The following is a 25,443-nucleotide window of genomic DNA, read 5'->3' as shown; positions in this document are numbered from 1 at the left end:
TAGGCGGCCCGTCCCCGCTCGCCCGCGGGAACCGCGGACCTACGGCCGGACTTTGGACGGGCATGCCCGCCGCGTCGCGCCCCCTCACCCCCGGCGAGGTCGACCTCGCCCGCTCCGTGTTCGGCGAGAGCATCGACTATGCCCGCGTGGCGCTGTCCCGCACCAAATGGGCCTTCTTCCAGCCGCGCGGGGTCGTCATGGCCCCGCTCGGCTGCATCCACTTCCATCCCAAAGGCACGCTCTGGCGCGACGACTTCGCGTCGGCCGCGCTCGGCGACCAGGGCCTGTTCATCCACGAGATGGTGCACATCTGGCAGCACCAGCGCGGGCTGTTCCTGCCGCTCCGCCGCCATCCTTTCTGCCGCTACGGCTACAGCCTCAAGCCCGGCCAGCCCTTCAGCCGCTACGGCATCGAACAGCAGGCGGAGATCGTCCGCCACGCCTTTCTGCTCCGCCATGGGCAGCGCGTGCCGGCAGCGCCCGCGCTGTCGCAGTACGAGAGCCTAATCCCCTTCCGCCCCGCCGCCGCCTGACCGCGGCTCCTGCTGCTGCCACGGCCAGCGCCCCTCGATCTCCACCTCCAGCGAGAAGCTGAGGAACGTGCGGATCAGCACGATGCCCGCCAGCACCGCGAGGCTGTCGAGCGTCGGCTCGATCGCCACCGTGCCGACGATGTCGGCGGCGACCAGGAACTCGAGCCCCAGCAGGATCGACCGGCCCAAGGTCGATCGGAACTCCTCGTAGATCCGCTCGCTGAACCCCTGACGGAGCGCCCGAGCGGCGAACACGGCCAGCGATCCGAACGAGCCCGCGACGATGATCGCGATGCCCGTCCATTCGACGATGCGGACGATCGGCTCGACGGCGTCCATCGTGATCGGCCGGCCGGACGGTATTCCCGCCCGGCCGGCGCCCTATCAGTTGTTGTCGGGGCCGTCCTTGTCGTCCTTGCCCTCCGACACTTCCAGCGTGGGCGTGGTGATGTTGACCGTCTCGGTCTTCGTCTCCAGCTCGACCTTCTTGGCGTCCAGGTCGACGTCGGGCACCGATCCGCCCTTCACGCTCACGTCGACGTCCGGCGCCTTCAGCTCGCCGCTCGTATCCGCGCGGAAGAAGCCGGTGGCGAAGCCGATCGCCGCCAGAATGGCGAGCAGCGCCAGCAGGATCAGCAGCCAGCGGCCGATCCCGCCTCCGCGGCGCTCGTGATGGACATGACCGTGGGAGGGTCCCACGTCGACGCGGCGCGCACCGTCGGTATGCGTCCCGTCGCCTCGATAATCACTCATGGCGTCCTCCTGTTATGACGCGGCGTGAACGAGGGTGGCTTGAGGTTGTTCCTGTCCCGCAACGGATAACGAAGTTAATGCGCGGCTTATCTACATTCGTGTCGACCGCGCCGCGGCCGAGTGCTAATCTCGGCGCATGTCCGCGAGCGTCCCCCACGACTTCCCCGTCGGCATCGACCCGGCCGACATCGACTTCATGGGTCACGTCAACAACGCCAGCTACCTGAAGTGGGTGCAGGAGGCGGTGCTCAGCCACTGGCGCAAGCTCGCCCCCGCCGAGGCCGTCGCGACGCACCTCTGGGTCGCGCTCAAGCACGAGATCACCTATCGCAAGCCGACCTTCCTCGACGACGAGGTGATCGCCACCGTGCTCCTCGAGAAGGTACAGGGCGCCCGCGCCTTCTACCAGACGGTGATTCGTCGCGGCGAGGATGTGCTGGCCGAGGTCAAGTCGAGCTGGTGCTGCCTCGACGCGGAGACATTACGTCCCGCGCGATTGGCGACCAACGTGGTCGAGCGCTTCTTTCCCAAGGGGTTCGACGGTCCGGTTTGACCTTCTCCCCTCTCCCGCTTTCGCGGGAGAGGGTGGCCGAGCGCAGCGAGGTCGGGTGAGGGCCTAATTAGCGGGATGCGTCCTGTTCAGGCCCTCACCCTGCTGCTTCGCAGCTGTCCCTCTCCCGCGGAAGCGGGAGAGGGGTGGAGACTAAAGCTTATCGAAATCGATCGGCTGGTGTCGGTCGAGCCAGTTCGGCGCCTCCGGCATCGGGTACTTCAACCCGGTCGCGCAGTTGAACAGCACCACCCGCTCCTCCTCGTCGACCAACCCGTCGCGCAGCGCCTGGTGGTACGCCGCGAGCGTCGCGCCACCCTCCGGACAGAGCAGCAACCCGTCCTTCTTGGCGCACTCGTCCACCGCCTTCAGGATCGCGGGATCGCCGACCGCCAGCGCTTTGCCGCCGCTCTCGCGCACCGCGCGCAGGATCAGGAAGTCGCCCACAGCGCGGGGCACGCGGATGCCGGCCGCGACCGTGGCGGCGTCCTCCCAACGCTCCGCATGCTCCTCGCCCTGCTCGAACGCGCGCACGATCGGCGCGCAGCCGGACGCCTGCACCGCGTACATGCGCGGGCGCTCCGGGCCGATCCAGCCCAGGCGCTCAAGCTCGTCGAACGCCTTCCACATGCCGATCAGTCCCGTGCCGCCGCCCGTCGGATAGAAGATCGCGTCCGGCAGCCTCCAGCCCATCTGAGCGGCGAGCTCCAGGCCCATCGTCTTCTTGCCCTCGATCCGGTACGGCTCCTTCAGCGTCGAGAAGTCGAACCAGCGGCCCTCGGCGGCCCCCTTGCCGACGATTGCGCCGCAATCGTCGATCAGGCCGTTCACGCGCCAGACACGCGCGCCCTGCATCGCGATCTCGCGGACGTTCACCTCCGGCGTGTCCTCCGGGCAGAACACGATCGTCTCGATCCCGCAGCGCGTCGCGTAGGCCGCCAGCGCCGCACCGGCGTTGCCGTTGGTCGGCATGGCGATGCGCGTGACGCCCAGCTCGCGCGCCATCGCCACCGCCATCACCAGCCCCCGAGCCTTGAACGAGCCCGTCGGCAGCCGCCCCTCGTCCTTGACGAGCACATTGGCCCCGCCCGACGCCGGGACCGGCAGCAGCGGCGTCTCGATCTCGCCGAGGCTGACGATCGACTCCGTCCGCCGCACCGGCAGCAGCTCGCGCCAGCGCCACATATCGGTGGCGCGCCGAGCGAGCTCGTCGCGCGAGACTGCATCGCGGACGCCGTCCAAATTATAGCGCACGAGCAAGGGCCGCCCCACGCGTGACAGCCCATGCAGCCGGTCGGCCTCGTACCGCTCGCCGGTCATGGAGCATTCGAGATGCGTGACGAAGGTCGGGCGATCGGCGACTAGATTCTCGTTCATGAGGGCGGCCCTACCCTCGCCACCCACCGTCGTCACCCCGGACTTGTTCCGGGGTCCATCGGGGTACGCGCACTCCGGTCGGTTTGCTCGCACAACGATGGATGCCGGAACGAGTCCGGCATGACGGCTAGTACCGACTTCGGGACCCGCGGCGGGGCCCGCCCGTTGGCGATCTCGACCAACCGCGAGGAACCCCACCATGCTCCGATCCATCCTCATCGGCCTAGTCGCCGGCCAGCGCTCGATGACGCCGCTCGCGATCCTGGCGGGCGCGGCCCGGCGCGGGACGCTGCCGCCCGACGCGTTCGGGGCGAAGCTGCTCGCGAGTCCCCACGGCGCCGCGGGCGCGGTGGCGCTGGCGGCGGGCGAGATCGCCGGGGACAAGATGCGCGACGCGCCCGACCGGATCACCCTACCCGGCCTCCTCGGCCGCGCGCTGACCGGCGGCTTCGCGGGCGCGGTGCTCGCGGCGCGCGACCGCCGGCTGACCGGCGCGCTGCTCGGGGCCGCCGCGGCGGTGGGGTCATCCTTCCTCGGCTTCCACGCCCGCGTCGCCGCGATGCGCCGCTTCGGTCAGACCTCCACCGGCTTCGCGGAGGACGCGCTCATGCTCGGCGCCGCGTCGGCGGTCGTGAACGCGCGCGCCTGAGCGTCAGCCCGCCGCCTTGGCCACCCCCACCAGCGCCGGCCGGAGCAGCCGGTCGCGGATCATGTACCCCGCCTGCATCTCGGTCACGATCGTGCCCGCGGGCTGATCACTCGGCACCTCCAGCATCGCTTGGTGGCGGTTGGGGTCGAGCTGCTCGCCCATCGCGGTGATCTTGGTGATGCCGTGCCGCTGGAACACGCTCTCCAGCTCGCGGCCCGTCGCCTCCAGGCCGGTCACCAAGCCCTTCATGCGCTCGTCGTCGCGCAGCTCGGCCGGGATCGCCTGGAGTCCGCGCTGGAGATTGTCCGCCACCGACAGGATGTCGCGCGCGAACGCCGTCGCGGCATAGGCGCGCGCGTCCGCCGCCTCCTTCTCCGCGCGCCGGCGCACGTTCTGCACCTCGGCCTGCGCGTAGAGCGCCTGCTGCTTCGCCTCGGCGAGCTCCTGCTCCAGCCGGAGCGCGCGGTCGTGCTCCTGCAGCTCGGGCGCCGCTTCCGCCGTCTCCTCGCGCAGGTCATCGGTCTCGTTCACATTGGTTTCGTCGGTCATTCTATCCCCGTTGTTCGGTCAGTGGCCCATAAGGCGGGCCAGCGTCGCCGCCGTGAAGTCCACCATCGGTACGACGCGCGCATAGTTCAACCGGGTGGGCCCGATAACCCCCACCACGCCGACCACGCGCCCGTCCAGCCCCCTGAACGGCCGCGCGATCACCGACGATCCCGACAGCGCGAACAGCTTGTTCTCCGCACCGATGAAGATGCGCGTGGCGTCGCCCGCGCGCGCGCTGTCCAGCAGCGCCGCCACCTCCTGCTTGCCCTCCAGGTCGTCCAGCAGCTCGCGCACCCGGTCCAGGTCCGCCGCGGCGCCCTCGTCGATCAGCCGCGACTGGCCGCGCACGATCAGCACGGGCCGCCGGTCGCCGTCCTCGCTCCACACCGCCAGCCCACGCGCGACGAGGTCGCGCGCCGCGCCCTGCAGCGCCGCGCGCCCGTCCGCCAGCTCGCGCTCGATCCGCGCCCGCGCCTCCGCCAGCGTGGCGCCCGCGGCGGTCGCCGACAGGTAGTTCTGCGCCTCCACCAGCGCCGACGCGCTCATGCCGTGGGGCAGCTCAACGACGCGGTTCTCGACCGACCCATCCTCGCCGACCAGCACCGCCATCGCCTGGCGCGGGCCGAGCGGCACGAAGCCGATCGACCGCAGCCGCGTCTCCTGCTTGGGCACCATCACCAGCCCGGCGCAGGCCGACAGGCCGCTGAGCGCCGCCGTGGTCGCCGCCAGCGCCTCCTCCACCGGCCCGCCGCCCGCGACCTGCCGTTCGATCGCCGCGCGCTCCTCCGCGGACGGCTCCGACACCTGCATCATGCCGTCGACGAACAACCTGAGGCCGCGCTCGGTCGGCATCCGTCCGGCGCTGGTATGCGGGCTCGACAGCAGCCCGCGCTCCTCCAGCTCCCCCATCACGTTGCGGATGGAGGCGGGCGACAGGTTCAGGCCCCCGCCCGCCGCGATCGTCTTGGACCCGATCGGCGCGCCCGTCTGCAGATAGCCGTCCACCACCGCGCGGAATACGTCGCGCGCGCGGTCGGACAGTTCGGTGACGGGCGGCGTAGCCATGCGGAGCTAGTTAGGTCGTCCCGGCCCCGCGTGGAAGGACGGCATCAGCCCACGAACCGCAGGAATAGCCAGTACAGCCCGCCCGACAGCGCCATCGTCGCGGGCAGCGTCGTCACCCAGGCCAGCGCCATGTTGGTGATCGTGCGCCGCTGCAGCCCCGCGCCGTTGGCGACGCTCGCGCCCGCCACGCCCGACGACAGGATGTGCGTCGTCGACACGGGCAGCCCGAACCGCTCGGCGAGGAGGATCGTCGACGCCGCCATCAGCTCGGCCGACGCACCCATGCCGTAGGTCATGTGCGTCTTGCCGATCTTCTCGCCCACCGTGACGACGATGCGTTTCCAGCCGACCATCGTGCCGAGCCCCAGCGCCAGCGCGACCGCCACCTTGACCCAGCCGGGGATATAGCGCGTGCCGCCCTGCAGCAGGTCCTGGAACTCCGACACGGCGACCAGCTCGGGCTCGGTCAGCACCGACGGCCCCTTGCCCGCGATCATGTACTTGGACGTGTCGGCGATCAGGTACATGTCGTTGCGTAAGCCTGCGGTGTCGCTGGCCGGGACCGCCTGGAGGCCGCCATAGCGCGACACTTCGTTCCGCACCGACTCCGTCACCGCGTCGAGCGCCGCGAACGTGCGCGGGTCGTTGACGCGCCGCGCGCGCAGCTCCTCCGTCAGCACGCCGCGCGCCTGCTCGACCGGGAGCACCAGCCCGCTCGCGCGCCGCTCGAACACCGCCTCCGCGCTCGTCGCCGCTTGAACGAACGCCGGGGCGGCCGGCCCGTCCGCCGTGCGGTTGAGCGCGTACGCCGTCGGCGCGCAGCCGATCAGGATGAGCATGATCAGCCCCATGCCCTTCTGCCCGTCGTTCGACCCGTGCGCGAACGACACGGCGGTGCAGGTCGCGATCAGCAGCGCCCGAATGCCGCGCGGCGGCGCCTCGTCGCCCGGCTCGCGGTACAGCTCCGGGTTGGGCAGGAACGCCCGAAGCAGCTTCAAGAGCACGAACGCCCCGATAAACCCGATCACCGGCGCCAGCAGCAGGCCCGTGAACACCTTGCGCGCCTGGCTCCAGTCGACGCCCGCCGTCCCCGCCAGCCCGCCGACGATCAGCTGGTTCGCCAGCCCCACGCCCAGGATCGACCCGATCAGCGCATGCGAGGACGAGTTGGGCAGCCCCACATACCAGGTCGCCAGATTCCACCCGATCGCCGCGATCAGCAGCGCGAAGATCATCGCGAAACCCGCGCCCGATCCGACGTTGAGCAGCAGGTCCACCGGCAACAGCGCGATGATGGAGTAGGCGACCGCCCCGCTCGCGAACATCACGCCCAGGAAGTTCCACACCCCCGCCCAGACCACCGCCACCGGCGCGGACATGGACCGCGTGTAGATGACGGTCGCGACCGCGTTGGCTGTGTCGTGGAAGCCGTTGACGAACTCGAACCCCAGCGCGAGCAGCAGCGCCAGACCCAGGAACACGAGCGTACCGCCCGCCAGGCTCTCGCCCACGGTGGAGGTGTCGGAGATGACGCCATAGGCCGCGTAGAGCAGCCCGCCCACCAGCGCCGCGCCGAACGCGATGCGTCCCGCCACGCCGAAACCGTCGTCGAGCCGAGGTCTCGGGGCATGCGAGACCGACTCACCGCCGGTGAAAGCCGTTGTAGCCATGATGGCTACGAGCCCTGACGTGGATCAGTGACGGTTTTATGACACGGATTGGAGCTGTAACGATGCGGGATGTCGCACGCGCGCTTGCCCCGCCCGCGCGCGTTCCCTAGCTGTTCACGCCGTGACCGACCCCGCCCAGCTCCCAGCCGACCCGCCCTATCTGCGCGGCCTCAACCCCGAGCAGCGCGACGCCGTGCTGACCACCGAGGGCCCCGTCCTCGTGCTCGCGGGCGCGGGCACCGGCAAGACGGCGGCGCTCACCGCGCGGCTCGCGCACCTCCTCTACACACGCCGCGCCTGGCCGTCGGAGATCCTGGCCGTCACCTTCACCAACAAGGCCGCGCGCGAGATGCGCGAGCGCGTCGGCCGCCTCGTCGGCGAGGCCGTCGAGGGCATGCCCTGGCTCGGCACCTTCCACGCGATCGGCGCGAAGATGCTCCGCCGCCACGCCGAGCTCGTCGGGCTCCAGTCGAACTTCACCATCATCGACACCGACGACCAGCTCCGCCTGCTGAAACAGCTCATCGTCGCCGCCGACATCGACGAGAAGCGCTTCCCCGCCCGGTCGCTTGCCGGCCTAATCGATCAATGGAAGAACAAGGGCCTGACGCCCGAGCAGATCGACGCGGGCGAGGCCGAGCGCTACGCCAACGGCCGCGGCCAGGAGCTCTACGCCCAGTACCAGGCTCGCCTCAAAGCCGTAAACGCCTGCGACTTCGGCGATCTGCTGCTCCACATGCTCGTCCTGTTCCGAACCGAACGCGAGGTGCTGGAGCTCTACCAGCAGCGCTTCCGCTACATCATGGTCGACGAGTATCAGGACACGAACAGCGTCCAGTACCTCTGGCTCCGCCTCCTAGCCCAGGAGCGCAAGAACATCGCCTGCGTCGGCGACGACGACCAGTCCATCTACTCGTGGCGTGGCGCGCAGGTGGAGAACATCCTCCGCTTCGAGCGCGACTTCCCCGGCGCCAAGATCATCCGGCTGGAGCAGAACTACCGCTCCACCCCCCACATCCTAGCCGCCGCGTCAGGCGTCATCGCGCACAATGGCGGCCGCCTAGGCAAGGAGCTGTGGACCGAACTCGACCAGGGCGAGAAGGTCCGCGTCCTCGGCGTCTGGGACGGCCCGGAGGAGGCGCGCCGCGTCGGCGAGGAGATCGAGTCCGTCCAGCGCCGCGGACAGAGCCTGGACGACGTCGCCATCCTCGTCCGCGCCCAGCACCAGACGCGCGAGTTCGAGGACCGCTTCATCGCGATCGGCCTGCCCTACAAGATCATCGGCGGCTTTCGCTTCTACGAGCGCGCCGAGATCCGCGACGCGCTCGCCTATCTCCGCGTCGTCCACCAGCCCGCCGACGACCTCGCCTTCGAACGCATCGTCAACGTCCCCAAGCGCGGCCTCGGCGACAAGGCGGTCGCCCGCATCCACCAGCTCGCCCGCGGCATCGACGCGCCGCTGAGTACGGCGGCCGCCCGCATCCTCGACACCGACGAGCTCACCGGCGCCGCGCGCAAGTCGCTCGGCCGCTTCGTCGGCGACATCGCCCGCTGGCGCGACATGGCGAACGAGCTGCCCCACCCCGAGCTCGCCCGCCAGATTCTCGACGAGAGCGGCTACACCGCCGCGCTCCAGGCCGAGAAGTCGGCCGAAGCCGCCGGCCGCCTGGAGAACCTGACCGAGCTCGTCCGCGCCATGGAGGAGTATGAGTCGCTCGAAGCGTTTCTCGAGCACGTCTCCCTCGTCATGGACAACGACGCCGCGAAGGACGCGCCCAAGGTCACCATCATGACCATCCACGCCGCCAAGGGCCTGGAGTTCGACACCGTGTTCCTGGCAGGCTGGGAGGAAGGCCTGTTCCCCTCGCAACGCGCGATGGACGAGGGCGGCACCGCCAGCCTCGAGGAGGAACGCCGCCTGGCCTATGTCGCCATCACCCGCGCCCGCCGCCGCGCCACCATCCTCCACGCCGCCAACCGCCGCATCTACGGCCAGTGGACCAGCTCATTGCCGTCCCGCTTCGTCGGCGAGCTCCCCCAGGAGCACATCGAAACCGAGACCAGCATGACCGGCGGCGAGAGCCTATGGCGCGCCAATTGGTCCGAACATGCGGACCCCTTCGCCAACCTCGCCCGCGGCTCCGGCCGCGGCCCGGGCTGGCAACGCGCCGCGAGCGCCGGCAGCGGCTTCACCACCACCGCCCAACCCCGCGTCATCGAAGCCCGAGCCTCCGCCGTCACCCTCGGCGCCAAACCCCGCGCCGACTTGGCAGTCGGCCAGCGCGTGTTCCACCAGAAGTTCGGCTACGGCGCGATCGCCGAAATCGAGGGCAACAAGCTCGAGATCGACTTCGAGCATGCGGGGCGAAAGCGGGTGATGGACAGCTTCGTAACCGCCGGTTGAGCGCGATCCGCCGTTGTGGCGATCCGGTGCGCACGGTATTCTCGCGCCATGCGCCGCCTCGCCCTGCTCGCCGCCCTGACCGCCGCCTCGCCGGCCTTAGCGCAGCAGGAGATCGTCCCGCCGCCTGGCGCGGTGGCGTACAAGGCGGCGGAGAAGGACTTCGACCAAGTCCGTTACGCCACGATCGAGAGAGGCCAGCTCGCCGGTCCAACCGTCGAGGGACCGCGCCGCTGGACCGTGTACCAGGGGCCGCGCCAAGGCTCCGGCTCCTTCTCCGTTTTTCGCCATCTCCAGAGCCAGGCGGCGCAGGCCGGCTACACGACCGTCTACACCTGCACGCGCACCTGCTCGCACGACCTATTCTACAAAGCGCTGGGCGGTCTGCTCGGCGAAGAAGCCGGCGCCATCGCCCGCGCGGGCAGCGGGTCGATTGAGGACCGCAACTATCTGGTCGCCCGTCGCGAGCGGGCGGACGGAACCGACTGGCTACGCATCGCGACGATCGGGTCGACCCTGCCCGTCGCCTTTGTCGACCAGACATTCGCGCGTCGCTGACGCGGCAATCCGACCTACGCCTTCCCCTACTGGAGACCTCACTCGTTCCGTCGCACGAACCACGCTGCTTCGCGCGCCTCTCGTCACCTTCGACCCGCGCTCAGTCCGCCACCGCCATCAGCGTCTCGCCTCGGTAGCGCGGCTCGCCGGGCCGGAAGAGGCCGCTCCGCTCGAACCGCCGCGCGGTGATACGCAGCGGGTGCAGCCCGGCCAGCTTGAACGTGCCCAGCTTCAGCTCCTTGGGCGGCCTGCCCTCGCGCTCCAGCACGACGCCGTCGACGTACAGCTCGCCGTGCCGCGTGTAGAGGATGTGCGGCGCCAGCGTCACCTCCTGCCGGTTGTAGGTCGCCGCCACGCAGAGCTGCTTGACGATGGCCTCCAGCACGACCGGGGTCGCGCCCGGGTCGACGGGAGCTGGCGTGCGCGGCGCCTCGGCCGTGGGCGCGTCGTCGGTCATGCTCATGACGCTATGCTAGCTCCGCCTTTGCTGCGCTGCAACAAACGAGCACACCCGCGCGCACGTTCCGGCCCGTCGGAACGCACCTGCGCGCCATCGGTTCTGTCCCGCATGAGCGAAACCGCCGAAAAAGTAGACCCCGCCCTGTGGGAGAAGGTCAAAGCCGAGGTGACCGCGGGCGACAAGGGCGGCAAGCCCGGCCAATGGTCCGCGCGCAAGGCGCAGATGGCGGTGCGCGAATATGAGAAGCGCGGCGGCGGCTATGTCGGCCCGCGCGACGACGCCCACAACTCCCTCCACCAATGGACCGAGGAGGAGTGGACGACCAAGTCGGGCAAGAAGAGCCTGGAGACGGGCGAGCGCTACCTGCCTAAGAAGGCGATCGAGGAGCTCTCGGACGAGGAGTACGCCCGCACCTCCGCCGCGAAGAAGGCGGACCTGAAGAAGGGCAAGCAGTTCTCCTCCCAGCCCGAGGACGTCGCGCATAAGGCGGCCAAGCACCGCGACCACCGCACCCGCGCCGAGCTGTACGAGCTCGCTCAAAAGCGCGACATCCCCGGCCGCTCCAAGATGTCCAAGGACCAGCTCCGCGAGGCGCTGGCGTCTTGAGACCCCTGAAACCCGTTCGCTTCGAGCCTGGTCGAGAAGCCTTCACACGACACCGGCCGGCTCCGTTTCTCGACAATGCTCGAAACGAACGGTTTGGGGTGGATCAGGCCGGCAAGAACATGCTCTAACTCGCGCGCTTGTCCCTCTCCGGAGCACCCGATGCGCGCGTTCCTCCTCGCCACCTCTCTCCTCGCCGCTCCTGTCATGGCCCAGACCGCACCCGCCAATCCCAACGACCCCTATGTCTGGCTCGAGGACAAGGACGGCGCCAAGCCGCTCGCCTGGGTCGAGCAGGAGAACAAGCGCACGCTGGCCCGGCTCCAGGCCGATCCGCGCTACCAGAGCTTCTATCAGGAGGCGCTGGCGATCGCGTCCGCCAAGGACCGCATTCCCATGCCGTCGCAACGGAACGGCCGGATCCTCAACTTCTGGCGCGACGCCGACCATCCCCAGGGTTATTGGCGCGCGACGACCGCCGAAAGCTACGCGACGGCTAACCCGCAATGGACGACGCTGCTCGACCTCGATCAGCTCTCCAAGGCCGAGGGCAAGAAGTGGGTCTGGAAGGGCGCCAACTGCCTTCAGCCCGAGGAGCGCTACTGCCTCGTCGCGCTGTCGGAAGGCGGCGAGGACGCGATCGAGTATCGCGAGTTCGACCTCCAGACCGGCCAGTTCGTCCCGAACGGCTTCCGCCTGCCCACTTCCAAGCAGGGCGCGGCCTGGGTCGACAAGGACACGCTGCTCGTCAGCCGCGACTGGGGTCCCGGCACGCTGACCGACTCCAGCTACCCCTTCGTCGTCAAGGAGGTGAAGCGCGGCCGGCCGCTGGAGCAAGCCCGCGAGATCTTCCGCGGCGACAAGACCGACCAGCTCGGCACTTACGCCGAGGTGCTGCACGACGCCGACGGCAACCGCGCCGTCCTGATCGAGCGCCGCCAGACCTTCTTCGGCGGCGACAAGCACATCATGGGGTCCGACGGGAAGCTGGTGAAGCTCGACGTCCCGAACCGCGCCTTCACCGTCGGGCTGGTCAAGGGTCAGCTCGCCTTCACCACGCAGGACCCCTGGGGTTCGCTCCCCGCCGGCTCCATCGCCGCCGCCCCGCTCGCGGAGGTGCAGAAGGGCCGCTTCACGCCCACCGTCGTGTTCGCGCCCAACAGCCGCCAGTCGGTCGACGGCGCGACCGTCACCCGCTCGACGATCCTCGCCAACGTCTACGACAATGTCCGCGGCCGGGCGATGACGTTCACGCCCGGCCCGAACGGCTGGACCGCGACGCGGCTCCAGCTCCCCGACAACCTGGCGGTCGATCTCGCCAGCGCGACGGAGGACAGCGACACCGCCTTCGTAACCGTCACCGGCTTCCTCGACCCGACCACGCTATGGCAGGTCGATGCCTTCGGCCGCACCGCGCCTAAGTCCCTGAAGTCGCTCCCCGCCCGCTTCAACGCCACGACGCACGTCGTCGAGCAATTCGAAGCGACGAGCAGCGACGGTACCAAGGTCCCCTACTTCGTCGTCCGGCCCAGGAACGCGCCGCTGAACGGCTCCACGCCGACGATCATGACCGCGTACGGCGGCTTCAACATCTCGAACACGCCCAGCTACGCCGCCACCGTCGGCAAGCTCTGGCTGGAGCGCGGGGGCGCGTACGTCCTCGCCAACATCCGCGGCGGCGGCGAGTTCGGACCCGCCTGGCACAATGCCGGCCGCAAGACCAAGCGCCAGCTCATCTACGACGACTTCGCCGCGATCGGCCGCGACCTGATCGCGCGCAAGATCACCAACCCGCAGAAGCTCGGCATCTATGGCGGCTCCAACGGCGGCCTGCTCATGGGCGTGCAGTTCAACCAGCAGCCCGACCTCTGGAAGGCGGTGACTATCCAAGTGCCGCTGCTCGACATGGTCCGCTACGAGCAGATCGCCGCGGGCGCGAGCTGGGTGGACGAATATGGCAGCGTCAGCGTTCCCGAGGAGCGCGCCTTTCTTCAGAAGATCAGCCCCTACCACAACATCAAGCGCTCGGGCGTGAACTACCCCGAGCCGTACATCTGGACCACGACCAAGGACGACCGCGTCGGCCCCCAGCACGCCCGCAAGTTCGCCGCGCGCCTGAAGGAGTACGGCCTGCCCTACCTGTTCTACGAGGATACGGCGGGCGGTCATTCGGGCGACGCCGACATCGAACAGGGCGCCCGGCTGCAGGCGCTGCAGATGACGTACTTCGCGCAGAAGCTCATGGGCGGCGCAGGCCAGCAGTCGGCTTCGACCGACTGACTCGGCCAAGCCCGGCCGGCGCGAGCCCGCTCGCGACCGACGACGCGGCTTCGCCGCGGCGCTTGTTCGACTAACCGGTCGGGGAACACCGCCCCACCCCGCCCGTTAGGCGCGCGACCCGACGGGAGGACGCACATGCCCTACATCAAGACGCGCGACGGCACCGACATCTACGTCAAGGACTGGGGCCAGGGCCGTCCCGTCATCCTGACGCACGGCTGGCCGCTCAACGCCGACAGCTGGGATGCGCAGGCCATGGCGCTCGCCGACGCGGGCTTCCGCGCCATCGCCTACGACCGCCGCGGCTTCGGCCGCTCGGGCCAGCCCTGGACCGGCTACGACTACGACACGCTCGCCGACGACCTCGCCGACGTCATGCAGGCGGTGGGCGCCACGTCCGACGCCGCGATCGTCGGCTTCTCGATGGGCGGCGGCGAGGTCGCGCGCTACATGAGCCGCCACGGCGGTCGCGGCGTCATCGCCGCGGGCCTGGTCGCCTCCGTCGTACCCTACCTGCTCAAGACCAAGGACAACCCGGACGGCGCGCCGGAAGCGGTGTTCCAGCAGATCATCGAGGGCATCAAGACCGACCGCCCCACCTTCTTCCGCCAGAAGTTCGCGCCGCAATTCTACGGCGTCGGCTACATCTCCAGCCCCGTCAGCGACGACGTGCTCGACCACTTCACCAGCTTGGCGCTCATGGCCGGCCTCAGGCCCACGGTCGCCTGCGTCGAGGCGTTCGGCCACACCGACTTCCGTCCCGACCTGGCGAGCTTCAACGTGCCGACGCTGATCGTCCACGGCACCAAGGACCAGACCGTCCCCATCGACCCCAGCGCTCGCGCCGCCGCGGCCGGGATCAAGCAGGCGCAACTCGTCGAGTATGACGGCGCCCCCCACGGCCTCAACGTCACGCACCAGGACCGGCTGTCGAAGGACTTGATCACCTTCCTGGGCGGGTAATCGCAATCCTGTCCCACAAACCACCGTCACCCCGGCCTTGAGCCGGGGTCCATGCGCGGTACATCTGTCCGTGAAGGCGCTCCCGAAGAAGCGGACGCGCGTGGATGCCGGATCAAGTCCGGCATGACGGAGAGGCGCGGCCAGCCCGCCCTACCTCAGCGGAACGATTACCTCGTCCGGGTGCGCGACGTTCAGCTTCTGCCGCACCATCTCGTCCACCATGTCCGGGTTCGCGTGCCGCGGATCGAGCAGCGCCACCCGATTGGCGAGCACCGCCCGCTTGCGGTCGAGCTCCTGGTAATAGAGCTCCCGCTTCTCCAGCTGGCTCTGGTACTCGCCGTACGCGAGCACGCCGTTCGCCCCGAACACCGCATAGCCGCCGAAGAAGCTCAGCACCGTCAGCCCCAGCGCAGGCATCGCGGCCCGGCGGAGCGTCTTGTTGATCTTCGGGGCGGAGTTTGGGGCGGGGCGCGGCGTCACGCCCCGACTAATCCCCCTTTAACCACGGCGAATCAAGAGTCTATCGACGCAATACATCGCGTCCTGCGAACCGCGCGGCTCCGGCGAGCTCCTCCTCGATCCGGATCAGCTGATTGTACTTCGCCAGCCGGTCCGACCGCGCCAGCGAGCCCGTCTTGATCTGTCCGCAATTGGTCGCGACTGCCAGGTCCGCGATCGTCGCGTCCTCCGTCTCGCCCGAACGATGGGACATGACGGCGGTGTAGCCCGCGCGCTGCGCGGTCGCGACCGCCTCCATCGTCTCGGTCAGCGTGCCGATCTGGTTGACCTTGACCAGCAGCGAGTTCGCCAGCCCGTCCGCTATGCCCTGGCGCAGCCGCTTGGGGTTGGTCACGAACAGGTCGTCGCCCACCAGCTGCGCCCGAGCGCCCACGGCTTCCGTCAGCATGCGCCAGCCGTCAAAATCGTCCTCGGCCATGCCGTCCTCGATCGACACGATCGGGTAGCGGTTCACCAGGTCCTCCAGGTACCGCGCCATCTCCTCGCTCGACAGCGACAGCCCCTCGCCCGAGATCTCGTAGCGGCCGTTCTTGAAGAACTCGGTCGCCGCGCAGTCCAGCGCCAGCACCACGTCGTCGCCCGGCTTGTACCCCGCCGCCTCGACCGAGCGCATGATGAAGTCGAGCGCGTCCGTAGTGCTCGCCAGGTTCGGCGCGAAGCCGCCCTCGTCGCCCACGCCCGTCGCCAGACCCGCCTCGTGCAGCGCCTTTTTCAGCGTGTGGAAAATTTCCGACCCGCAGCGCACCGCCTCGACGATGTTCGCCGCGCCCACCGGCATGACCATGAATTCCTGGAAGTCGATCGGGTTGTCGGCATGCTCGCCGCCGTTGATGATGTTCATCATCGGCACGGGCAGGAGGTGCGCCGACACGCCGCCGACATAGCGGTAGAGCGGCAGCCCCCGCGCGTCCGCCGCCGCTTTGGCCGCCGCCAGGCTGACGCCCAGGATCGCGTTCGCGCCCAACCGGCCCTTGTTCTCCGTGCCGTCCAGCTCGATCATCGCGGCGTCCAGGTCGGCCTGGTCCTCCGCGTCCATGCCGACGACCGCTTCGGCGATCTCGCCGTTGACGCTCTCGACCGCCTGCTCGACGCCCTTGCCCAGCCAGCGCGCCTTATCACCATCGCGCTTCTCGACCGCTTCATGCGCCCCCGTGGACGCGCCCGACGGCACGGCGGCGCGACCGAAGCTCCCGTCCTCCAGCAGCACGTCGACCTCGACCGTCGGGTTGCCGCGACTGTCGAGGATCTGCCGGCCGTGAATGTCGATGATCGCTGTCACTTGGATTGCTCCCTGTCCTGAGGTCGGGCAGCCTGTATCGCGCAGGTCGGAGCCAAGCAAATACGCACCCGTAATGGAACCGCACGCTTACCCGTACCGTTTTGCGGCAAACTTCTGAAAGGGACCGATATGTCCGACACCGGCATCAAGTATAACAGCGACCTCGACTCGCCTCCCTCGGGCACCTCGTTCGAGCCCGCCGGCTCGCTCGACCAGGGCGTGGAGTTCAACGCCGACGCCCAGGGCGGCTCGCGCCTCGATACCGCCAAGCAGGCCGTCCGCGACAACGCCTCCAAGCTCACCGGCCAGGCCGGCGACAAGGCGCGAGAGTACGCCGACATGGGCAAGGCTAGAGCGTTCGACGCGCTGGGCCAGCTCGCCCGCATGCTTGAGGATGCGGCCGGCCAGGTCGACGAGAAGCTGGGAGGCCAGTACGGCCAGTACGCCCGCTCCGCCGCCGGACAGGTGAACACGCTCGCCGACCGGATCAATCAGAAGGATGTCGACGAGCTAGTCGAGGATGTGCGCGGCTTCGTCCGCCAGAGCCCGGCCGCCGCGATCGGCGCCGCGGCCGCGGTCGGCTTCGTGCTCGCCCGCCTCATCCAGGCCGGCATCGACGATCAGCGGCGCTGATCATGGCCACCGCCGCCCCCACCACCAACGGCTCCGGCCATAAGCCCGGCGATGGGCGCCCCGTCGCCGTCAAGCTCTCCGACGAGAGCGTGCCCGAGCTCGTCGGTCGCCTGGTCGACGACACGCGCGGGCTCGTGGCGGCGGAGGTCGAACTCTACAAGGCCAAGCTGTCGGAGCGCGTCGCAGCCTACAAGGGCGCGGCGATCTTCTTCGCCGCCGCGGGCGTGCTCGCGCTGCTTGCGGGGATCGGCTTGGTCGTCGGCCTGATCATGACGCTCGCCACGCTGATCGGCCCGGGCTTCGCGACGGCGGCGGTGGTGATTGTCCTCCTGACGATCGCCGGCGTCCTCGCGATGATCGGCCGCGGCAAGCTCGCCCCACCAAAGACCGGGGCCAAGACGGGAGCACCCCGATGAGCCAGAACGATCAGACCCGTCGCGAGGAGCAGCGTCAGGACCCGACCCCGCCGGTGGTCCGCCTGGCGTCCGCCGAGGTGGACGTCGCCGCCGCCAAGGACCGCCTCAACGACACGGTCGCGCGCCTTCAGTCCAAGCTCGATCCCAAGCTCCTCGCCAAGGAAGCGACGGACGAGGCGAAGCGCGTCGGCGAGAAGGGCGTGGCCTATGCCCGCGACAATCAGGCGATCATCGGCGGCCTCGCCGGCGGCGCGCTCATTTACCTGATCGGTCGGCCGCTGCTGCGGCTGATCTTCCGCCGGCGTAAGTACCCCAAGCCGCAAAAGGCCGCCAAGCCGATGACGGCGACCGCGCCCAATAAGCGGCTCGCGGCGCGACCGCACCCGACCCAGGCCGCGCAAGCGCCGATGCCGCCTCAGGCCGTAACGCCGCCCCAGGCGCCGCCCACGCCCAAGGCGCCGCTCGCGCCCGCCCACCCGACCATGACCACCGCGCCCGCCGCCCAGAGCAACGAGGGCGCGCAACTGCAGGGAACCCACGCATGACGACCCAGGCCGACAACGACCAGAACTCCAACGGCCGCATCAAGGACGGCCTCGACAGCGCCCGCGCGACCGCGTCCCAGGCGACCGCGCGCGCGTCCGAGACGCTGGAGACGAACCCGCTCGCCATGCTAGCCGGCGGCCTCGCCATCGGCGCCATCGCCGGCGCGCTGATCCCCCGCACCGACAAGGAGCGCGAGCTGCTCCGCCCCGTCGGCGCGAAGCTCGGCGCCACCGCCGCGGCCGCGATCGCCGCGGCGAAAGAGGCCGGCCGCACCGAGCTGGAGAACCGCGGTCTGACCAAGGACTCCGCGCGCGACCAGGTGAAGACGCTGCTTAAGGACGTGGGCAAGGCCGCCGGGGGCGCCGCAAGCGCCGCCGTCAAGTCCGCGCGCCAGGAGGCGACCGGCGCTGAAGCTCAGGGCCAGGGCGGCCAGGCCGACTCGACCGGCGGCAACGGCGACAGGGTGCCCCCGATCAACCCGCACCAGCAGGTCATGACCGGCGACCGCGAGACGAGCTTCTCGCCGAGCGTCTAACCGCGCCGAGAACCGTCTTTCCTTCCAAGTCGTCATGCTGAACTCGTTTCAGCATCCAGCGCCGTTCCCGCGACTGTGGTCGTGGTCGCACGCTGGACCCTGAATCAAGTTCAGGGTGACGGCGAAGGATTGGCGAGGCTTCCGAACAGGACGGTTCACCTTCGCATTCCGACCCGTTAGAGGCGGCCGCATGAGCAAGCTCCACCTCGTTTTCGGCGGCCGCGTCCGCGACCCGCAGGGCCTCGACTTCGTCGATCCGTCCAACCTCGACGTCGTCGGCATCTTTCCCGACTACGCCAGCGCCGAGAAGGCCTGGCGCGGCGCCGCCCAGCGCACCGTGGACGACGCGGAGATGAAGTTCGTCGTCGTGCATCTCCACCGTCTGCTCGAGCCGGACCTGGAAACCGACGGGGCGTAAGCGGCCGTCGACCCTTCCTCCGTTCGCTGGTTGCCCCCCTTCCGTTCGCTTCGAGCGCAGTCGAGAAGCTTTAGACGGCCTCGCTGGTTCCGTTTCTCGACTGGGCTCGAAACGAACGGGTGGAGTTCAGACCGCCTTCTGCTCGCTTACGCTCAGCGCCTCCGCAACGGTCCCGCCAGCGCAAGCCCCGCCAGGAACCCGCCGATATGCGCGCCGACCGCGATCGGCGCGCCCCCGGTCTGGATCGCGCCGATCAGCAACTGGATAGTGATCCACCCCACCGCGAGCATCCCGGCGCGTGCCCAGCCGCCCGTGACCCTTCGACCGAAAAGCATCGCGAACGCCCCGACCAGCGCGGAGATCGCCCCGCTGGCCCCGATCAGCGCGCCGCCGGTCAGCAGCCACTCCGTCCCCGCGGCCGCGTATGCGCCCGCCGCGTAGAGCGTCAGCAGCCCGCGCCACCCGACGTTCCACTCGACCTGCGCGCCGCAGAAGCCGAGCACGGCGATGTTGAGGAGCAGGTGCCCCGGCCCGCCATGCACCAGCGTGGCCGACAGCGGCGTCGCCCAGGCGGGCACGGCGAAGCCCAGCTCCGGCGGCAGCGCCAACCCGCGGAACCGATCGGGGATAAACCCGCCCATCACCGCCATCGGCTCGACCCAGCCGGACAGCAGGATGAACGTCGACGCCGCCGTGATCGCGGCGACGAGCGCGACCGTCGCGGGCGCGCTCGGCTTCATGCGGGGTTAGACGAACTCGATCTTGGACACGAGGTAATAGCGGTCGCCCGACGGCACCGTCACCTCGACCTCGTCGTCGACCCGGCGGCCGATCAGCGCGCGGCCCAGCGGCGAGTTGTAGCTGATACGGCCCGTCTTGGCGTCCGCCTCCGTCTGGCCGACGATCTGGTAGCGCACCGGCTTGTCGTCCTCGTCGAGCAGCGTGACGGTCGCGCCGAACACGATCTTGTCGCCCGACAGGTCGCGCGGATCGATGATCTGCGCGCGGCTGAGCTTGTCCTCGATGTCGGCGATCGACGCCTCGATCTGGCCTTGGCGCTCCTTGGCGGCGTGGTATTCGGCGTTCTCCGACAGGTCGCCGTGCGCACGCGCTTCCTCGATCGCGTCAACCACCTGGGGCCGTTCCTCTTTCAGACGCTTCAGATCCGCGTTGAGCTTCTCATAGCCCTCCTGGAGCATCGGCATCTTCTCGACGGTCGCCATTGGTCGCGCTTCCTTCAACGATACGCCCCCCGGCCGAGCCCGCTAGAGCCCGGCCGCGCAATCTCTGTTCATGCAGGGGTCAGTTTTGCAGCTGCGAATGATAAGCCTGCAACGGGAGCACTTCAAGCCGCCCCTCCTCGCCCTGTACGCCGGCACGGGCGGCGATGGCCTTCGCCGCCTCCACGCTCGCCGACGCGGTGGTGAAATACGGGATCTTCCCTTGCAGCGCCGACTCGCGGATCGCCTTGGAGTCCTTGAGCGACTGCCAGCCCTCCGTCGTGTTGAAGATCAGCTGCACGCCGCCGTCCTTGATCCGGTCGACGATGTGCGGCCTGCCCTGCGCCACCTTGTTGACCGTCACCACCGGCACGCCCGCCGCCGCCAGGTGGCCGGCCGTGCCCTGGGTCGCCAGGATCGTGAAGCCCGCCTCCACCAACATCGTGACCGCCGGCAGAACCGCAGGCTTGTCACCGTCCTTGACACTGACGAACACCGCGCCGTCCCGCGGCAGCACCGTGCCCGCGCCCAACTGCGACTTGGCGAAGGCGGTGGTGAAATCCCGATCGATGCCCATCACCTCGCCCGTCGACTTCATCTCCGGCGACAGCACCGGATCGACGCCGGGGAAGCGCGCGAACGGGAAGACCGACTCCTTGACCGCGTAGAAGTCGATGTGCCGGTCGATCGCGCCCAAGTCGCGCAACCGCTCGCCCGCCATCACGCGCGCGGCGATCTTGGCGATGGGTGCGCCGATCGCCTTGGCGACGAACGGCACGGTCCGCGACGCGCGCGGGTTGACCTCGATGAGGAAGACGCGCCCGTCCTTGACCGCGAACTGGACGTTCATCAGCCCGCGCACCTTGAGCGCGCGCGCCAGCAGCTCCGCTTGCCGCTCGATCTCGGCCACGATCTCGGGGGCGAGACTATAGGGCGGGATCGAGCAGGCGCTGTCGCCCGAATGGACGCCCGCCTCCTCGATGTGCTGGAGCACGCCCGCGACGACCACGTCTTCACCGTCCGAGATCGCGTCCACGTCGACCTCGACCGCGTCGCGCAGGTACTGGTCGATCAGCACGGGCGCGTCGCCCGACACCTGCACCGCCGTCTGGATATACTCCTCCAGCTGCGGCCGCCCGTCGACGATCTCCATGGCGCGTCCGCCCAGCACGTAGCTCGGCCGCATCAGCACGGGGTAGCCGATGCGCTCCGCCACGGCGACCGCCTCCTCGCGGCTCCGCGCGATGCCGTTCGCCGGCTGCGACAGCCCCAGCCGCGCGACCAGGTCCGCGAAGCGCTCACGGTCCTCCGCCAGGTCGATCGCGTCCGGGCTCGTGCCGAGGATCGGGATCCCCGCCTTCTCCAGCGCACGCGCCAGGTTGAGCGGCGTCTGCCCGCCGAACTGCACGATCACGCCGTGCAGCGTGCCCCGGCTCTGCTCGACGTGCAGGATCTCGAGCACATCCTCGGCCGTCAGCGGCTCGAAATACAACCGGTCGGACGTGTCGTAATCGGTCGACACCGTCTCCGGGTTGCAGTTGATCATGATCGTCTCGAACCCGGCGTCCGCCAGCGCAAAGCAGGCGTGGCAGCAGCAGTAATCGAACTCGATCCCCTGCCCGATCCGGTTCGGCCCGCCGCCCAGGATCACGACCTTGCGCCGGTCGGACGGCATGCTCTCGTCCTCGGGCGCGCCGAAGCTCGGCGCTTCATAGGTCGAATACATGTACGGCGTTCGCGCCTCGAACTCCGCCGCGCAGGTGTCGATGCGCTTGAACACCGGCCTGACGCCCAGCTTGCGGCGGTGCTGGCGCACCTCCTCTTCGGTCACGCCGCCCGTCATCGCGACCACCGCCTCGTGGATCAGCCCCGACCCGCGAGCGATGCCGCGCCGCATCCCGCGCAGGTTCGCCGACTGCAGCGCCAGCCAGGCGAGCCGCTTGTCGCTGAACCCCATGCCCTTCAGCCGCCGCATGCCCTCGGCCTCGATCGGCAGCCCGTCGGTCATCACCTCGCGCTCGGCGGCCACGATCTCCTCGATCCGCTGGAGGAACCACGGATCGTACTTCGCGATCGCGTGCACCTCCTCGACCGAGAAGCCCTCGCGCAACGCCTGCGCCGCGATCAGCAGCCGGTCGGGCGACGCCGTCGCCAGCGCCGCCTCGATCTCCGCCCTCGGCGCGCCTATCAGCCGCTCGACCTCGTCGAAGCCGCTGAGGCCCGTCTCCAGCCCGCGCAGCGCCTTCTGCGTCGACTCGTGGATGTTGCGGCCGATCGCCATCACCTCGCCGACCGACTTCATCGCGGTCGACAGCACCGCCTCCGACCCCTTGAACTTCTCGAACGCGAAGCGCGGGATTTTGGTGACGACGTAATCGATCGTCGGCTCGAACGACGCGGGCGTGGCGCCCGTGATGTCGTTCTGGATCTCGTCCAGCGTGTAGCCGACCGCCAGCAACGCCGCGACCTTGGCGATCGGAAAGCCCGTCGCCTTGCTCGCCAGCGCCGAGGAGCGACTGACGCGCGGGTTCATCTCGATCACGATCAGGCGGCCGTCCTTGGGATTGACCGCGAACTGCACGTTCGACCCGCCCGTCTCCACGCCGATCTCGCGCAGGCACGCGATGCTCGCGTTGCGCATGATCTGATATTCCTTGTCGGTCAGCGTCAGCGCCGGCGCAACGGTGATCGAGTCGCCCGTATGCACCCCCATCGGGTCGACGTTCTCGATCGAGCAGACGATGATGGCGTTGTCCGCGCGGTCGCGGACCACCTCCATCTCATACTCCTTCCACCCGAGCAGCGACTCCTCGATCAGCACCTCGGTGGTTGGGCTCGCGTCGAGCCCGCCCCGGACGATCGCGATGAACTCCTCGCGGTTGTACGCCACGCCGCCGCCCGTGCCGCCGAGCGTGAAGCTCGGCCGGATGATCGACGGCAGCCCCGTCCGCTCCAGCACGGCCAGCGCCTCCTCGACCGAGTGCGCAATCCCCGACCGCGCCGACTCCAGCCCGATCTTGGTCATCGCCTCGCGGAACTTGAGCCGGTCCTCCGCCTTGTCGATCGCGTCGGCGTCCGCGCCGATCATACGGACGCCGAACTTGTCGAGCGTCCCGTCCCTGAACAGCGCCAGCGCCGTGTTGAGCGCCGTCTGCCCGCCCATCGTGGGCAGCACCGCGTCCGGCCGCTCCCGCTCGATGATTTTGGCGACCACCTCCGGCGTGATCGGCTCCACATACGTCGCGTCCGCCAGCTCCGGATCGGTCATGATCGTCGCCGGGTTGGAGTTGACCAGCACGATCCGGTAGCCCTCAGCCCGCAGCGCCTTGGCTGCCTGCGTCCCCGAATAGTCGAACTCGGCCGCCTGCCCAATGACGATCGGCCCCGCGCCGATGATCAGGATGGAGGAGATGTCGGTGCGTTTGGGCATCAGTTTCTATCGTGCTCCGCGCCATAGGCCTCATTGCCGACAAAGCCTAAGTTCATCGGCAAATTACTCTTTCTCATTTGTGCAATTAGGCAGCCCACCTGCTCGAACTTCGCGCGCCGAGAAGGCCTAAATAGCACCTCGTTGTTGGGAGGGGCTTTTAGCCACTTACGTGGTGTCGCGCAGGCATCCGAAAACGCGTCGAGTTCCGCTTGATGTATCCTCCGCTCCGATGAAGCAGGCGGCGCATCACCAACTTGCGACACGAGCACGGCGAGCAACTCGAACACCTTAGTTACTCCTCAGTTGCCCCACGAACTTCTCGAACAGGTATACGCTATCCTGCGGCCCCGGGCTCGCCTCGGGATGGTATTGCACGCTGAACGCCGGTCGGTCGGTCAGCTCCAGCCCCGCGTTGGACCCGTCGAACAGCGACACGTGCGTCTCGCGCGCGTTCGGGGGCAGGCTGTCGGGCTCGACCGCGAAGCCGTGGTTCATACTGGTGATCTCTACCGCGCCGTCGGACAGCCTCTTCACCGGATGGTTCGCGCCGCGGTGGCCTTGGAACATCTTGGTCGTCCGCGCGCCCACCGCGAGCCCCAGCAGCTGGTGGCCGAGGCAGATGCCGAACAGCGGCACGCCCGCGTCCAGCACCTGCCGGATCACCGGCACGGCGTACGCCCCCGTCGCCGCCGGGTCGCCCGGTCCGTTGGACAGGAAAACGCCGTCCGGCTCCAGCGCCATGATCTCCTCAAACGTCGCCGTCGCGGGCACGACCGACACCTTGGCGCCCGCGCGGGCGAGATTGCGGAAGATGTTGTGCTTGCTGCCGTAATCGATCGCGACGACGTGCGGCTTCCCGTCCGCTTCGCCTGCGCGGTCATACCCGAACCCCAGCCGCCAGACGCCGCCGTCCCAACCGTAATGCATGTTGGTTGACACGTCCTTCGCCAGGTCCATGCCCTCCAGCCCCGGCCAGGCCCGCGCCTTCTCGATCAGCCGCTCGACGTCGAACCGCCCGTTGCGCCGATGCGCGATGACGCCGTTCGGCGCGCCGCCCGTCCTGATCCGCCGCGTCAGCGCCCGCGTGTCCACGCCCGCCAGCCCGACCCGCGCGTGGCTCCGCATCCACTCGTCCAGCCGCTCGACCGATCGGAAGTTGGACGGCGCGGTCACGTCCTCGCGCACCACGATCCCCAGCGCATGCGGCGCGTCCGCCTCCAGGTCCTCCGGGTTCGCGCCGACATTGCCGATGTGCGGGAAGGTGAAGGTGATGATCTGCCCGGCGAAGCTCGGATCGGTCATGACCTCCTGATAGCCGGTCATCGCGGTGTGGAAGCACACCTCGCCGACCGCGTCCCCCTCCGCACCGAAGCCGCGGCCCCACAATACGTCCCCCGACGCCAGAACTAAGCACCCCGTAGCTCCGGCAGGCGCGGCGAAGGGATTGGCGTCGGCCATGGTCGGCGGGCACTCCTGCGGGAACAACGATGTCGCTAAGCCCCGTCCGCTAGTCGTGGCGTCCGCGCCCGTCAATCTGATAAAGCCCGCCGTTCGAACGTAAGGGGACGAGAGTGATTCGAGACGACATCAAGGCGGCGCAGGTCGCCGCCATGAAGGCCGGCGACAAGACGACGCGCGCCGCCGTCGGCCTGATCCAGGCCGCGATCAAGAACCGCGACATCGAAGCGCGCACCAGTGGCGCGCCCGCCGACGACGACGCGCTCGTGGTCGAAGTGCTGCAGAAGATGGTCAAGCAGCGCCGCGAATCGATCGCGATGTACGAACAGGGCGGCCGCCAGGAGCTCGCCGACGCCGAACGCGCCGAGGTGGAGGTGATCGAGCGGTTCCTGCCCCGCCAGATGGACGAGGCCGAGACGACCGCCGCCATCGAGGCGATCAAGGCCGAGCTCGGCGCGTCCGGCATGAAGGACATGGGCCGCGTCATGGCCGAGCTGAAGGCGCGCCACGGGCCGCAGCTCGACATGAGCAAAGCGAGCGGGCTGGTGAAGGCGGCGCTGGCGTAGCGCGCACGCGTC

Annotated in this window: 28 protein-coding genes; 14 read left to right on the top strand and 14 right to left on the bottom strand. The window is 69.2% G+C overall.

What is annotated here, in order from left to right; all coding sequences use genetic code 11:
• Window positions 1–62: 62 nt before the first annotated feature.
• Window positions 63–533, top strand: a complete 471-nt coding sequence (locus CKY28_RS01165; protein WP_095996501.1) for a vgr related protein — start codon at window positions 63–65, stop codon at window positions 531–533.
• Here the strand turns inward: CKY28_RS01165 and CKY28_RS01160 are convergent.
• Entirely contained in the window at window positions 504–872 is a 369-nt protein-coding gene (locus CKY28_RS01160) for a DUF1622 domain-containing protein (RefSeq protein WP_095996500.1), read from the bottom strand. The genes CKY28_RS01165 and CKY28_RS01160 overlap by 30 nt on opposite strands.
• A gap of 45 nt (window positions 873–917) precedes the next feature.
• Window positions 918–1,286, bottom strand: a complete 369-nt coding sequence (locus CKY28_RS01155) for a hypothetical protein (RefSeq protein ID WP_095996499.1) — start codon at window positions 1,284–1,286, stop codon at window positions 918–920.
• 136 nt (window positions 1,287–1,422) lie between these two features.
• Between CKY28_RS01155 and CKY28_RS01150 the strand changes: the two genes are divergently transcribed.
• Window positions 1,423–1,839 carry an acyl-CoA thioesterase gene (locus CKY28_RS01150; RefSeq protein ID WP_095996498.1) on the top strand — a complete coding sequence of 139 codons (417 nt, stop codon included), beginning with the start codon at window positions 1,423–1,425 and terminating at the stop codon, window positions 1,837–1,839.
• A gap of 150 nt (window positions 1,840–1,989) precedes the next feature.
• Here CKY28_RS01150 and CKY28_RS01145 read toward each other — a convergent pair whose 3' ends face one another.
• On the bottom strand, window positions 1,990–3,213 hold the full coding sequence (locus CKY28_RS01145; protein ID WP_095996497.1) for a threonine synthase: 1,224 nt from the start codon (window positions 3,211–3,213) through the stop codon (window positions 1,990–1,992).
• A gap of 199 nt (window positions 3,214–3,412) precedes the next feature.
• Between CKY28_RS01145 and CKY28_RS01140 the strand changes: the two genes are divergently transcribed.
• Entirely contained in the window at window positions 3,413–3,862 is a 450-nt protein-coding gene (locus CKY28_RS01140; RefSeq protein ID WP_095996496.1) for a DUF4126 domain-containing protein, read from the top strand.
• Window positions 3,863–3,865: 3 nt separating this feature from the next.
• Here CKY28_RS01140 and grpE read toward each other — a convergent pair whose 3' ends face one another.
• From grpE to CKY28_RS01125, 3 genes are read right to left on the bottom strand one after another with little or no spacing between them, the layout of a single operon-like run.
• Window positions 3,866–4,411: a nucleotide exchange factor GrpE gene (gene grpE / locus CKY28_RS01135; RefSeq protein ID WP_095996495.1), complete on the bottom strand. Its 546-nt coding sequence runs from the start codon at window positions 4,409–4,411 to the stop codon at window positions 3,866–3,868.
• Between the two features lie 18 nt (window positions 4,412–4,429).
• Window positions 4,430–5,476, bottom strand: a complete 1,047-nt coding sequence (gene hrcA / locus CKY28_RS01130; protein WP_095996494.1) for a heat-inducible transcriptional repressor HrcA — start codon at window positions 5,474–5,476, stop codon at window positions 4,430–4,432.
• A 44-nt stretch (window positions 5,477–5,520) separates the two neighbouring features.
• Window positions 5,521–7,146, bottom strand: a complete 1,626-nt coding sequence (locus CKY28_RS01125) for an inorganic phosphate transporter (protein ID WP_095996493.1) — start codon at window positions 7,144–7,146, stop codon at window positions 5,521–5,523.
• A gap of 121 nt (window positions 7,147–7,267) precedes the next feature.
• Between CKY28_RS01125 and CKY28_RS01120 the strand changes: the two genes are divergently transcribed.
• Both CKY28_RS01120 and CKY28_RS01115 read left to right on the top strand, forming a co-directional pair.
• Entirely contained in the window at window positions 7,268–9,550 is a 2,283-nt protein-coding gene (locus tag CKY28_RS01120) for an ATP-dependent helicase (RefSeq protein ID WP_095996492.1), read from the top strand.
• 48 nt (window positions 9,551–9,598) lie between these two features.
• Window positions 9,599–10,105, top strand: coding sequence for a hypothetical protein (locus tag CKY28_RS01115; RefSeq protein WP_095996491.1), 507 nt, complete (start codon window positions 9,599–9,601; stop codon window positions 10,103–10,105).
• A gap of 100 nt (window positions 10,106–10,205) precedes the next feature.
• Here CKY28_RS01115 and CKY28_RS01110 read toward each other — a convergent pair whose 3' ends face one another.
• On the bottom strand, window positions 10,206–10,568 hold the full coding sequence (locus tag CKY28_RS01110; protein WP_425442473.1) for a hypothetical protein: 363 nt from the start codon (window positions 10,566–10,568) through the stop codon (window positions 10,206–10,208).
• Between the two features lie 105 nt (window positions 10,569–10,673).
• Here CKY28_RS01110 and CKY28_RS01105 point away from each other — a divergent pair, with 105 nt between their 5' ends.
• The 3 genes from CKY28_RS01105 (at window position 10,674) to CKY28_RS01095 (ending at window position 14,411) form a co-directional block, all read left to right on the top strand.
• A complete protein-coding gene (locus CKY28_RS01105) occupies window positions 10,674–11,171 on the top strand; it encodes a DUF5872 domain-containing protein (RefSeq protein WP_095996490.1) in 498 nt (165 codons plus the stop codon).
• Between the two features lie 159 nt (window positions 11,172–11,330).
• On the top strand, window positions 11,331–13,448 hold the full coding sequence (locus tag CKY28_RS01100) for a prolyl oligopeptidase family serine peptidase (RefSeq protein ID WP_095996489.1): 2,118 nt from the start codon (window positions 11,331–11,333) through the stop codon (window positions 13,446–13,448).
• Between the two features lie 135 nt (window positions 13,449–13,583).
• On the top strand, window positions 13,584–14,411 hold the full coding sequence (locus CKY28_RS01095; RefSeq protein WP_095996488.1) for an alpha/beta fold hydrolase: 828 nt from the start codon (window positions 13,584–13,586) through the stop codon (window positions 14,409–14,411).
• A 150-nt stretch (window positions 14,412–14,561) separates the two neighbouring features.
• On the opposite strand, the gene CKY28_RS01090 is transcribed toward CKY28_RS01095, so the two are convergent.
• Complete coding sequence (locus CKY28_RS01090) at window positions 14,562–14,891, bottom strand: FtsB family cell division protein (protein ID WP_425442472.1); 330 nt, start codon at window positions 14,889–14,891, stop codon at window positions 14,562–14,564.
• Window positions 14,892–14,931: 40 nt separating this feature from the next.
• The gene (gene eno, locus CKY28_RS01085) at window positions 14,932–16,209 is read right to left on the bottom strand and encodes a phosphopyruvate hydratase (RefSeq protein WP_095996486.1); all 1,278 of its coding nucleotides are present in this window, start codon (window positions 16,207–16,209) and stop codon (window positions 14,932–14,934) included.
• A 129-nt stretch (window positions 16,210–16,338) separates the two neighbouring features.
• Between eno and CKY28_RS01080 the strand changes: the two genes are divergently transcribed.
• From CKY28_RS01080 to CKY28_RS01060, 5 genes are all read left to right on the top strand, one after another.
• Complete coding sequence (locus CKY28_RS01080) at window positions 16,339–16,842, top strand: hypothetical protein (protein WP_095996485.1); 504 nt, start codon at window positions 16,339–16,341, stop codon at window positions 16,840–16,842.
• Window positions 16,843–16,844: 2 nt separating this feature from the next.
• Window positions 16,845–17,258, top strand: a complete 414-nt coding sequence (locus CKY28_RS01075; protein ID WP_095996484.1) for a phage holin family protein — start codon at window positions 16,845–16,847, stop codon at window positions 17,256–17,258.
• The gene (locus CKY28_RS01070) at window positions 17,255–17,803 is read left to right on the top strand and encodes a hypothetical protein (protein ID WP_095996483.1); all 549 of its coding nucleotides are present in this window, start codon (window positions 17,255–17,257) and stop codon (window positions 17,801–17,803) included. Before CKY28_RS01075 ends, CKY28_RS01070 begins: the two co-directional genes overlap by 4 nt.
• Entirely contained in the window at window positions 17,800–18,339 is a 540-nt protein-coding gene (locus CKY28_RS01065) for a hypothetical protein (protein ID WP_176472908.1), read from the top strand. The genes CKY28_RS01070 and CKY28_RS01065 overlap by 4 nt, the downstream gene beginning before the upstream one ends.
• A gap of 190 nt (window positions 18,340–18,529) precedes the next feature.
• Complete coding sequence (locus tag CKY28_RS01060; protein WP_095996482.1) at window positions 18,530–18,757, top strand: DUF4170 domain-containing protein; 228 nt, start codon at window positions 18,530–18,532, stop codon at window positions 18,755–18,757.
• A 152-nt stretch (window positions 18,758–18,909) separates the two neighbouring features.
• Here the strand turns inward: CKY28_RS01060 and CKY28_RS01055 are convergent, their stop codons facing one another.
• The 5 genes from CKY28_RS01055 to carA form a co-directional block, all read right to left on the bottom strand.
• Window positions 18,910–19,497: a rhomboid family intramembrane serine protease gene (locus CKY28_RS01055; protein WP_095996481.1), complete on the bottom strand. Its 588-nt coding sequence runs from the start codon at window positions 19,495–19,497 to the stop codon at window positions 18,910–18,912.
• 6 nt (window positions 19,498–19,503) lie between these two features.
• A complete protein-coding gene (greA, locus tag CKY28_RS01050; protein ID WP_095996480.1) occupies window positions 19,504–19,980 on the bottom strand; it encodes a transcription elongation factor GreA in 477 nt (158 codons plus the stop codon).
• Window positions 19,981–20,059: 79 nt separating this feature from the next.
• Entirely contained in the window at window positions 20,060–23,407 is a 3,348-nt protein-coding gene (gene carB / locus CKY28_RS01045) for a carbamoyl-phosphate synthase large subunit (RefSeq protein ID WP_095996479.1), read from the bottom strand.
• The gene (locus CKY28_RS18100; protein WP_141243826.1) at window positions 23,407–23,694 is read right to left on the bottom strand and encodes a hypothetical protein; all 288 of its coding nucleotides are present in this window, start codon (window positions 23,692–23,694) and stop codon (window positions 23,407–23,409) included. Before CKY28_RS18100 ends, carB begins: the two co-directional genes overlap by 1 nt.
• A gap of 1 nt (window position 23,695) precedes the next feature.
• The gene (carA, locus tag CKY28_RS01040; protein WP_095996478.1) at window positions 23,696–24,865 is read right to left on the bottom strand and encodes a glutamine-hydrolyzing carbamoyl-phosphate synthase small subunit; all 1,170 of its coding nucleotides are present in this window, start codon (window positions 24,863–24,865) and stop codon (window positions 23,696–23,698) included.
• 113 nt (window positions 24,866–24,978) lie between these two features.
• On the opposite strand from carA, the gene CKY28_RS01035 reads away from it, so the two are divergent.
• A complete protein-coding gene (locus tag CKY28_RS01035) occupies window positions 24,979–25,431 on the top strand; it encodes a GatB/YqeY domain-containing protein (RefSeq protein WP_095996477.1) in 453 nt (150 codons plus the stop codon).
• The last annotated feature ends 12 nt before the right edge of the window (window positions 25,432–25,443 follow it).

This window comes from Sphingomonas lenta, assembly GCF_002288825.1.
Lineage (GTDB): Bacteria > Pseudomonadota > Alphaproteobacteria > Sphingomonadales > Sphingomonadaceae > Sphingomonas > Sphingomonas lenta.
This window is presented reverse-complemented; position numbering and strand designations above follow the sequence as displayed.